Genomic DNA, 10,000 nt, shown 5'->3' on the forward strand with positions numbered 1-10,000 from the left:
AGGGTGTTGTGGTTTGGTTGGCTTCTCGCATGCGGTTGTAGCCTTGTTAAGAAGGGAGTGGTCGGTGGATACTGCAGGCGTGTCCCTCGCCATTTAGATCTTCCTTGGCTCGGTGATCACAGCGAGAGGCCATGTAGTGGCAAGATCGAGAAACCAGGTCGCTTCGACTAGGCGGGCTTCGTCGTCACCGGCTGAACTCAACTGCGCGACGGCGAGTTCGTAGCGTGAAGGGATGCCGCCGGTGATGATTGTGGTCCCGGGCCGCCAACTGTCGGGGTGTGCTTCCAACTGTTCCAGTTGCTCGACAACCGTGGCTGAAGTCAGATACAAGCCGCGCTCAGCCCACTGATCGGTGTCTGGGTGCTGTCCGTCGCCCTCATATGCGCTCAAAGCCCGAAGCACATCTACCCACCGGTACCTGCCCGCTTGCCATTCGACGTCCGAACCATCGCAAACCGAGATCCCGCCATCGAGTGCGCGCAACGCGATCCCCGCTAGGTGGGTGGCCAGCTCCTCAGGTTGGAAGTAGTAGGTCAGGCTGGTGTAGCGGGCGTCGATTGCGTCATTGATCTGGTGCAGGATGGCATGACTGATGATCTCGTGGGATGCACGGCTCATCAGTGCCATGCACCAGTCTCGGCTGGGGTTGGGGGAGGGCCGCCCGGTCAAGTGCGCGACGGTGAGGAGTTCGATCCACAGCACCAGCTCTGGGTCCTCGGCCAGCCCCTCGGTCTCGGCGAGCTGTCTAGCTGTCAACAACGGCCCAGCGGATGCGCGGTCGACCGCGATCTGCGGTACTGGCCCGGCCGGTCGGGTTTCGCGAGGTTCGCCGTAGGGGACCGTGATGCGGATCGGGCGGTCCATGCCGTCGGCGAACACCGCCGCCCGGCCCGGCGGCAGCGACACCACATGCCGAGACTGCGCCGGATCGAGGTTCATCGTGGCCCCGACCGCGTCGCGGTCGTCTTGGCCGGGCAGCCGGTGCACGATCTTGAGGGCGGTGTTCTTGATGACGTCCGGGACGATCTTGTCGGGTATCTGTTCGGCGACCACGATTCCTTCGCCGTAGGCGCGGATCTCCGCCAGCAGCGCGGTGAACAGCTCGACGGCGTGGGCGGTGGGTGAGCCGGGGGTGGCGCGGCGCAGCAGCCGGTGGGCTTCTTCGATCACGGTCACATGCCGTAGCCCCACGGTCGGCTCCTTCGTGTGGCGGACACGGAGGTGCTCGACGATCCGGATCAGCAGGGCGCCCATGAGGAACGCCTTGTCTCCGTCCTCACCGACGTCCTCGATTTCTAGGACCACGTTCCGGCGAAGGAGGTCGGAGATGCTGATGGGGTAGTGGCCGTCGAAGAACCGGCCCGGCGTTCCCAAACGGAGCGAGCGGAGACGGACGTCGACGAAGCCGCGGACGTTGTCGCTGACCTCCTTGCCGTAGCCGATGCCCTCCACCACCTCCAGCGCCGTGCTGTGCAGATCAGCCAGCCGCGGGTAGCGCGGCGTAATCCCCGACAGCCGGGACGCGCTGATCGTCGGATCCCACCCCAGGTCCCGGTAGCAGCGGTCCAATGCCTGGCTGAGCACTTGCGGGAACGGCTCGTCCGCCTCGAACGCCGCCAGGAACAAGGCACGTAGCAGGTCGATGTGGGTCTGCAACGGGAAACCCGGCTCGGGGTGCAGCGGGTTCAGGCCGTAGGGCACCGCATCCGGATCTCCCGGGTGCAGCACCACCACCTGGTCGGCGCCAATACGGCCGGCCATGCCGATGTACTCGGTTTTCGCCGGCTCGATCACCAACCATGGAACCTGCTGGTGGTGGAGTTGTTCCAACAGGTGCCGGGTGGTTTGAGACTTGCCGGAGCCGGTAGCGCCGGTGGTCAGGACGTGCCGGTTGAGGGTGGCGGTGGACACCGTGAACTCGCCGGCCTCTTCGTCGGCGTCATCCAGGATCGACCCGAGCATCACCGTGTTGCTGTCGTCGCCGTGGTGGTCGGGAGTGAGGTCGAACTCGGCGCGCTCCACCAAGCGGATCCCGGGCAGCTCCCGCCGGGGCGGTCGGGCGATCGCCGCCAGGAACTCGCCGCTGGCCCGCACCACCGCAGCGGCCGCCCGCAGACCGGGCTGCTGTCCGCGGTCGGAAACCAGGGTGGTGTCGGTGGGACGTGACGCAGTGGTCAGATCAGTGGCCTTGTCACCGGGGGCCAGCAGATAAGGCAGGTCATCCAGATCGCTCGCACTGCACAGCAGCGCTGCGGCCCGATGAGCCTTCGTCGGTGTGTCGGCTCCGACCAGGACCTCCACGTCCCATACCCCCGCCGCCAGGGCGCGGGATAGTTCGCGGTAGCGGGTCTGGGTGCGGGCCAAATCAATCTGGGCTTGGGCGGAGTTCTCCCGCTGCCGCAGACCGGGAAACGCCGCCTCCAGATCGGCCAGTTCCTCGCGGACGGTCGTGACGTCGACGGGGCGGGCGATGATCAACCACACGAACGGCGTCCGTAGGTGCGCCACGTAGTCGTCGAACCCACCACGCCGCGGCGCCGATGTCGCTTCTTCTGCTTGGCTGGTCCACAACGGATCCACGGTGCCGGTGCAGCGCACCCACGCCGGCAAATCCCGCCATGCCCGGCCCAGAACGTCCGCATCGACGCGGGTTCCGCGGGCACCAGGCGGATACGCCACCGGCACCTGCCCCAACTCCATCGCGCTTGGGCCATCGGAGAGTGCGGGACACCAGGGCCGGCCACCGAGCAGAATCTGTACCGGACCTCCCAGCTTCGGGCGGTACCAAGCGAACAGCAACGCCGCCTCCGACCTTGTCCGCAGCTCAGCATGCGCCGCCGCCAGCGCAGCGAAAATCTGGGAACTACTCGGGTCAGGCTTGGCGTCGTCGGTATGCCGGGGGACCTGCTGCAACCGCACCACGGCAACGTGATCAAGGATGTGCACGGAGTGTTAGTCCTGTTCCGGGTTGAACAGCACCTGCGGAAGCAGACCGATACCGGGATTGCAGTCACCAGCCACGACCCGGCGGCCGTCGCGTCCATGCTCCACGAGGATGAACGCCGTGTGCGGCAGCGACTGGATCTTCGTAGGCTCGACCTGGAACTCGTACACCCGTGAGCGGGTGGTGCCGGTACTGGTGGACTCGCTGCTGGTGGTCGACACGGTGTCCTGCCAGGTCTGGGCGCGGGAGGTGGTGACCGAGTCCTGGGTGGACGACGAGTAGCCGCTGGCCATCGCCTGAAACGCGGCGCGGGTCTTGGCGGTGGAGGTGCCCTCGCTGCGGCCGGTGGAGTCGCTGGAACCCTGCGACGTGGACTGGGAATCGGAGAACGACTTCCCGACCGTGTCGGTGATCTGCGAGAGCACGAACGTGTGGTGGCGCCCGATGAACTCCGCCGCCTCTTTCGCGTCGTGGGCGTTGCCCAGCCGCATCAGCACCGTGGCCCCATCCCCGGTGCCCAGCAGCTTGCGTAGGTCATCCCGCAGGTGCGCCAACAACAACACCACCCGCACACCCACGCGCTGTGCCTGCTTCGCGACCGCCTCGATCGTGGCCAGCCCAAGATGGTCCGCACCAGCCAGGATCAGCACAGATGGAGCCCCGGCGCGCTCGTGCACGGACAGGTCGATGACGAGCCGGCGCACCAGCAACGCGTCCAGCATCTCGCGGGTCGACTCGTGCGTGCCGCCCGTGGCCACCACCGTCACGCCCCGCGGCGGCCACATCCTGACCTCGCCAATCGTCGACCCGCTGCTGGCAGCGGATGCCGAGGTGTCCCGTTCCGCCAACGGGGACAGCACCGCAGTCAGGTACTGCACCTGCTCGGAGACCCGCTCAGACGAACCGACCAAGTCGATCTTCGCGGTGATCGCCCGGATCTCCTCCTTGCTCAACGGGAGCTCGGCGGACACCAACGTATGCACGCGACGTAACACCATCAGCCCCGCCACCAGGCGAGACCAGGTCACCTTCTCGCCCAGCTCGTCGACGACCGCACGAATGAGGTCCCGATGCAGGGCACGGTGATCGGTCCGCGTGCCCGCGGTGGGCAGCGTATACACCGCGTGGGCGATGAGCTCGGCTACCCCGGCGGGGGTCAGGTTGTCCAGCAGGTCGAGCTGACCCAGGCTATCGGGCAGATCGACCTGCTGGACGGGATAGCCCAGGCCGGCGGCGAACATCGCCAGCCCGCCGCCGACCCGTTCTTCGCTGAGGTCGACCACTGTGATGCTGGTGCCCTCGGCCACGAGCGAGGCACCCATGGTCGTGACCAGGCTGGCCCATCCGTGTCCAGTGCCGCCGATTACGTCCACCCGCGTGGTCTGGCCTGGAGTGATCGGCTCCCACGTCGGACGCTGCGCGTGCCGTTGCTGCTGCCAGAACTCGTGCTGCCGGCGCCTGGACTCCCACCGCTTGTGCTCTTGACCGAACCGGTAGCGCAGCAGCAGGTTCCGCACGCGTGCTGCCCAGATCAACACCGACGGTCCCAGGAACGGTCCGACGGAGAGCACTGCACCGGCGGCCACCGCGATCGGCGACCACACCCCGACATGCGGTGCCACCGACGGCGCCAGCCAGCCACCACCGATCAGTGCCAGCCCGACACCCGTACGGCGCACAGCACCCTGCCGGGCCGAGCGTCGCCACCCCTTGAAGCGTTCGATGTTGCTGGTGTCGAGCGCGGTCCAGGCCGGCTCGGGCTCGGTGAACCCCTCGGCCGGCACTACGGGCTGCTGGTGCACCCACCCCCACCGCTCCGCGGGCTGAAACAACTGGCGCGCCAACACCGCGTTGCCTGGCCGCGGGGCGCCCGAGGAGAACCCGTCCGCCGCCTCGTCGTACACAGCTGCCCCCATCTGTCACAGCCGCTGCCCGTCCGTCTGGTCGTCCGGTGACTGTAGGACCTCACACGGTTACCGAGGGAGAGCTGGCAGGTGCGTACTGAACTTCTTTCCCGTGAGCACCCATTCGGCGCAAGGCGCTGCCACCGTGTGTAGTAGTTCAGTGGGGCGGGTGGGTGTGGTTGTCAACCATCTGTCGTACACACGCGTCCCGCATTTTCGGTACACCCGAGCCAGAAACCGGGGCATACTCACGATCCCGGCCACGACCTAGCATCAGGGGGACCAGCGTGCCGAGGCGACCTGAAGCGACCGACGGCGACTACGACAGCTTCCGCAGCAGCGGCGACGCCGAGGAATCAGACCTCTTCGTGCCCTCACGCGATGTCGCGCGACCGGCACCCCCCAGAAGCGACATGTGGTGGGGCGGCCTGGAACCGGATACCCGCTACACCAGCACCTTCCCGACCCGCTCGGACGACGCGATCGCCGCGCTGCGTCGCCCCGACTACCGTGGCGGGCGGACCGAGCAAGCCCGACCACGCTCCTCCTCGGCAACCTGGAGCAGCTCCTCCAGCAGTCGTCACGAGTTGGAGCGTGGCGACAAGGTCTATAACACCCGCTCTGTCGGCGGGATCCTCGGCGGGGCTGTGCCCAAGGAGACCGAGGGCAAGGTTCTGGGCATCAGCCACGGCGTGTTCAACCGATATGCGGTCGTCGAATTCAAGAACGGCTCGACCGAGAAGGTCAACATCGAGCACCTGCGCTACGACAGCGGCTGGTACTGATGCCTCGCCATCGTGTCCTCATCGCCGGGCGTCCGGCCGGAGCGCAGTCGCGAGTGCGGTGAGCAGTAACAATTACCGGGTTAGCGACCGGCCGAGTCGAGTGCGTGACTCCAGAAGCAGTGCGACGCAGGCTTGATCGCGCCGAGTCGAGGTGAGACGAGGTGTGTTATGTCCTCACTTTGTCAGAGCCCGCCGCCTCAGTGAAGACGAGGACTGGGATCTGTCTCGTCTGGTCAGGCGGGGTAAGAACGAGTCGGTCCGGGTCCGCCCCGCATTGCCCCCCCGTTGCCGCGTCGTGGTTCGATAACGTTGAGGTCCGCTCCCCGGCTGGTGAGCCGGACCTGGTCCGCCCGGACAAGCCCGAGCAGGGTAAGACCGGAAAGCGTGCCAGAACCAAGATCGGCGATCCGTTGACACGCTCATGGGAATCGTCTAGGCCACCGGCGCGTGCACCAGGAAGTACTCGATGTTATAGGAAGCCGGCCGACCCTTGCGGGTCTTCATGTCCTTGGACCGACAGATTAAAAGTCGGACTGTTGTCATCGGCACCACCAACTACCTGCAACTTTTCAACATGATCAAGCTCTTCGGTATGCCATGCCCCCTGTTGACCCCGTTTCGCGTCACGCATAGTGTCACGGGAACCCGGAACACGCCGTTCGCGGTGAACCTGGTGGCCGGCGCGCACGGGCCACCCCCGCTCACCGGGGAAAAAACACGTGGCGGGGCCTCTCCCTCACGGGTTCGCCAGCGGACCACCCCCGCTCGCGCGGGGAACGCATGTCCTCGAACCAAGCGATTCCGCACGGGAACGGACCACCCCCGCTCGCGCGAGGAGCACGTCACCGCGACGGACGGCCCCCAGAGCAGCTACGGACCACCCCCGCTTGCGCGGGGAGCACCGCGACGTCTCGTCGACCGCCGGAATCGGAACCGGACCACCCCCGCTCGCGCGGGGAGCACGAGGCCGCCGAGCGCATCATCGAAGGGCCGGCCGGACCATCCCCGCTCGCGCGGGGAGCACTCCGCGAGGACCACCTGGATGACGGCGGAGCCCGGACCACCCCCGCTCGTGCGGGAGCACGCCCAGTACTGCTCTTCGGTGATGCCGTAGGTCGGACCACCCCCGCTCGCGCGGGGAGCACTGAGTTTCCAGGTAGTAGATGTTGTCGCCGTAGGGATCACCCCCGCTCGCGCGGGGAGCACGCGCCAGCCAGGTGGTAGCGCAGCGACCAGCGCGGATCACCCCCGCTCGCGCGGGGAGCACGGCCCGGCGGCCGGAGCACAGTGCGTCGTGACCGGACCATCCCCGCTCGCGCGGGAAGCATTTGCGGCAGGCCGGGATGTTCGCCGGTCCGCCCGGACCACCCCCGCTCACGCGGGGAGCACTTGACCGCACCCGGTGTCGCGTCAGCCTGATCCGGACCACCCCCGCTCGCGGGGAGCACGCCGTTGAGGGTGGACAGACCGACCTGGACAACGGACCACCCCCGCTCGCGCGGGGAGCACAACAGCTTCACGCCGGGAACGCCCCGCCCGTACGGACCACCCCCGCTCGCGTGGGGACCACCGAACGTGGTGCACAACGTCATGCCGGCTGAGAGGACCATCCCCGCTCGCGCGGGGACCACCCGGGCACCGGAACGTTGCCCTCCCACCAGCCCGGACCACCCCCGCTCGCGCGGGGAGCACCTGGGACACCATCGACGTCAAGAACGACAACATGGGACCACCCCCGCTCGTGTGGGGAGCACGTTCGACATCAACGGGGACCTCGATCGGCGCCAGGGACCATCCCCGCTCACGCGGGGAGCACTCGATCCCCTTGTCATACGGCACGTATCCCTCAGGACCACCCCCGCTCGCGCGGGGAGCACCCCGAGGCGTGTGGCGATCGCGTAGGTGGAACCGGGACCACCCCCGCTCGCGCGGGGAGCACGATGCCGCAACCACACTCGCCGCTGCGCGATGCCCGACCACCCCCGCTCGCGCGGGGAACACTAGCCGAACGCGTGCGCCAGGGTCATCGCCGAGGGGCCACCCCCGCTCGCGAGGGGAACACTCCGCGTAGCGGAGCCTCATTGACGCCCCCGCCGGACCACCCCCGCTCGCGCGGGGAGCATTGCTGCGACTTCGCGCCGACCGGCGCGGCCCAGGGACCACCCCCGCTCGCGCGGGGAGCACATTTTCCGCACCACATCGGCCGTCACCAAGACGGGACCACCCCCGCTCGCGCGGGGAGCACAGAGCTTGAATGCGGCGCCGGGCACCCCGATGAGGACCACCCGCGCTCGCGCGGAGAGCACATCCAGGGCGCCGGCGGCGGCATCCTCCAGATCGGACCACCCCCGCTCGCGGGGAGCACGCGGCCTCTCTGCGGCACCAGACCGGCATCGACGGACCACCCCCGCTCGTGCGGGGAGCACGTCACCGCGACGGACGGCCACCAGAGCAGCTACGGACCACCCCCGCTCGTGCGGGGAACACTACGGGTGCACGACGACCCCGGTCGCCTCGTAGGGACCACCCCCGCTCGCGCGGGGAGCACATGACCTCAGTGCGGATCTGCACGTAGGTGTTGGGACCACCCCCGCTCGCGCGGAGAGCACACGCAGGCCGAGGTCAACGCGTCGGCGGCGTACGGACCACCCCCGCTCGCGCGGGGAGCACGTCGCGAACACCGCCGTCGGCATCATCTTCCGCGGAACATCCCCGCTCGCGCGGGGAGCACATGCCGTCCAGCGAGTAGTCGCCCTGCACGTAGGGACCACCCCCGCTCGCGCGGGGAGTACAGACCTATCCGCGCCGGGATCGCGATCAGCAGCGGACCACCCCCGCTCGCGCGGGGAGCACAGGGGAAGGATGACCGACGGCTCGGCCGGATCCGGACCACCCCCGCTCGCGCGGGGAGCACCTCGGACCGGCTACTGGCCGAGACGACGATCTGGGACCCCCGCTCGCGCGGGGAGCACCCGCTCGGCCACGCCTGCGCCGTCGTGCCTTCCGGACCACCCCCGCTCGCGCGGGGAGCACGTCCTCCCACACCGACGGGCAGGTGTAGTTGGCCGGACCACCCCGCGCGCGGGGAGCACAACGTCGGCACCTTCAGCACCTGAAGGTCGTTGGGACCACCCCCGCTCGCGCGGGGAGCACCAACTTCAACTCGTTCGGCAACAACGGCCGCACCGGACCACCCCCGCTCGCGCGGGGAGCACTCGGTGACAGGGCCGACCGCGGAAGAGAACGCCGGACCACCCCCGCTCGCGTGGGGAGCACGACATGGCCGAGGTCGAGGCCGCGATCAACGTGGGACCACCCCCGCTCGCGCGGGGAGCACCTCGGGCGCGAGATCGTCCTGCGACACGATGACGGACCACCCCCGTTCGCGCGGGGAGCACAGCCACTACTGCAGCCGGATCGCCGTCGTGAGTGGACCACCCCCGCTCGCGCGGGGAGCACGCGGTGGCGCCGACGTCGAAGGTGTAGCCGAGCGGACCACCCCCGCTCGCGCGGGGAGCACTGCACGCAGTGCTGGGCCGACCTGCGGCAGGACGGACCACCCCCGCTCGCGCGGGGAGCACGCTTTCTGACCTGCGATTTTGCAGTGCTCGACCATCAAACAGCATCACTTCATACAGCCACGTCCCCAAGCACTGCCCGCCCCGGATTTCACGCCTTCTGTTGAGTTGTCAAACAACTAGCCGAGAGGTGCGGGCCGGCAGGACACGACGGTACCCACCTCAGCGACGAGCCGATGAACATCGTGCTTGAATAGGCCGGGTGCCGAAGCTGTGGGGGAAGCGGAAAGACTTGCCTAGCGACTACCCGTTGCTGCACCACCTGATCGACACGGCTGCCGCCGCGTATGTGTTGTGGGACAAGCATCTCGCGCCCGGTGTGCGGGCCTGGTTGGTGGCGCAACTCGGCCTCGATGACCAGGACGCCCGCCGCTTCGTCGCGTTCCTCGCCGGCCTCCATGACGTCGGCAAGGCGTGCCCCTGTTTCCAGGACGAGTGGCCACCGCCGGGCAGCGCCGACTACGTCCGACACGAGCAGGTCAGCTACCTCACGCTCCCGACCTTGCTCAACGGGTTCACCGAGGTCGAAGACCCCATGGTGGAAAGTGTCGCGCACCGAATCGCGGAGATCGCCGGTGGCCACCACGGAGAATTCCAATCGGTGGCGCGGCGTGGCATCCGGGTCCCTGGTCACTCCGAGGGTGGTTGTAACTCTCCGGAAGCTACTTGAATGACACCAGCTCGGTAGCGCGCAGAGTGTTCAGCTAAGCCGTTCAGGTGAAGCAGGATCGATCCAGGCCTCGCGTCGTGCGTCTGCTGCTACAACCCGGTAGACGCACTCCGCAATCA

At 68.1% G+C, this 10,000-nt stretch carries 4 protein-coding genes and 2 CRISPR repeat arrays; of the genes, 2 read left to right on the plus strand and 2 right to left on the minus strand.

The features are described from left to right. Positions 1 to 93: 93 nt before the first annotated feature. Entirely contained in the window at positions 94 to 2,946 is a 2,853-nt protein-coding gene (locus BCF44_RS46840; RefSeq protein ID WP_246016219.1) for an ATP-binding protein, read from the minus strand. Positions 2,947 to 2,952: 6 nt separating this feature from the next. Next, positions 2,953 to 4,860, minus strand: coding sequence for a hypothetical protein (locus BCF44_RS46845; protein WP_147328936.1), 1,908 nt, complete (start codon positions 4,858 to 4,860; stop codon positions 2,953 to 2,955). A gap of 275 nt (positions 4,861 to 5,135) precedes the next feature. Between BCF44_RS46845 and BCF44_RS46850 the strand changes: the two genes are divergently transcribed. Next, the gene (locus tag BCF44_RS46850) at positions 5,136 to 5,633 is read left to right on the plus strand and encodes a hypothetical protein (protein WP_147328937.1); all 498 of its coding nucleotides are present in this window, start codon (positions 5,136 to 5,138) and stop codon (positions 5,631 to 5,633) included. A 752-nt stretch (positions 5,634 to 6,385) separates the two neighbouring features. After that, a CRISPR array of direct repeats spans positions 6,386 to 6,658; the repeat unit is 28 nt; unit sequence GGACCACCCCCGCTCGCGCGGGGAGCAC. Positions 6,659 to 8,758: 2,100 nt separating this feature from the next. Continuing rightward, positions 8,759 to 9,214: a CRISPR direct-repeat array (repeat unit 28 nt; unit sequence GGACCACCCCCGCTCGCGCGGGGAGCAC). Positions 9,215 to 9,413: 199 nt separating this feature from the next. Beyond that, entirely contained in the window at positions 9,414 to 9,881 is a 468-nt protein-coding gene (locus BCF44_RS46855) for a CRISPR-associated endonuclease Cas3'' (protein ID WP_170218134.1), read from the plus strand. Positions 9,882 to 10,000: the final 119 nt, after the last annotated feature.

The organism is Kutzneria buriramensis, assembly GCF_003387475.1.
Lineage (GTDB): Bacteria > Actinomycetota > Actinomycetes > Mycobacteriales > Pseudonocardiaceae > Kutzneria > Kutzneria buriramensis.

Bases quoted from the DNA above. Each gene is read 5' to 3' on its own strand.
- BCF44_RS46845 (WP_147328936.1), bottom strand. From the start codon at position 4,860: ATGGGGGCAGCTGTGTACGACGAGGCGGCGGACGGGTTCTCCTCGGGC.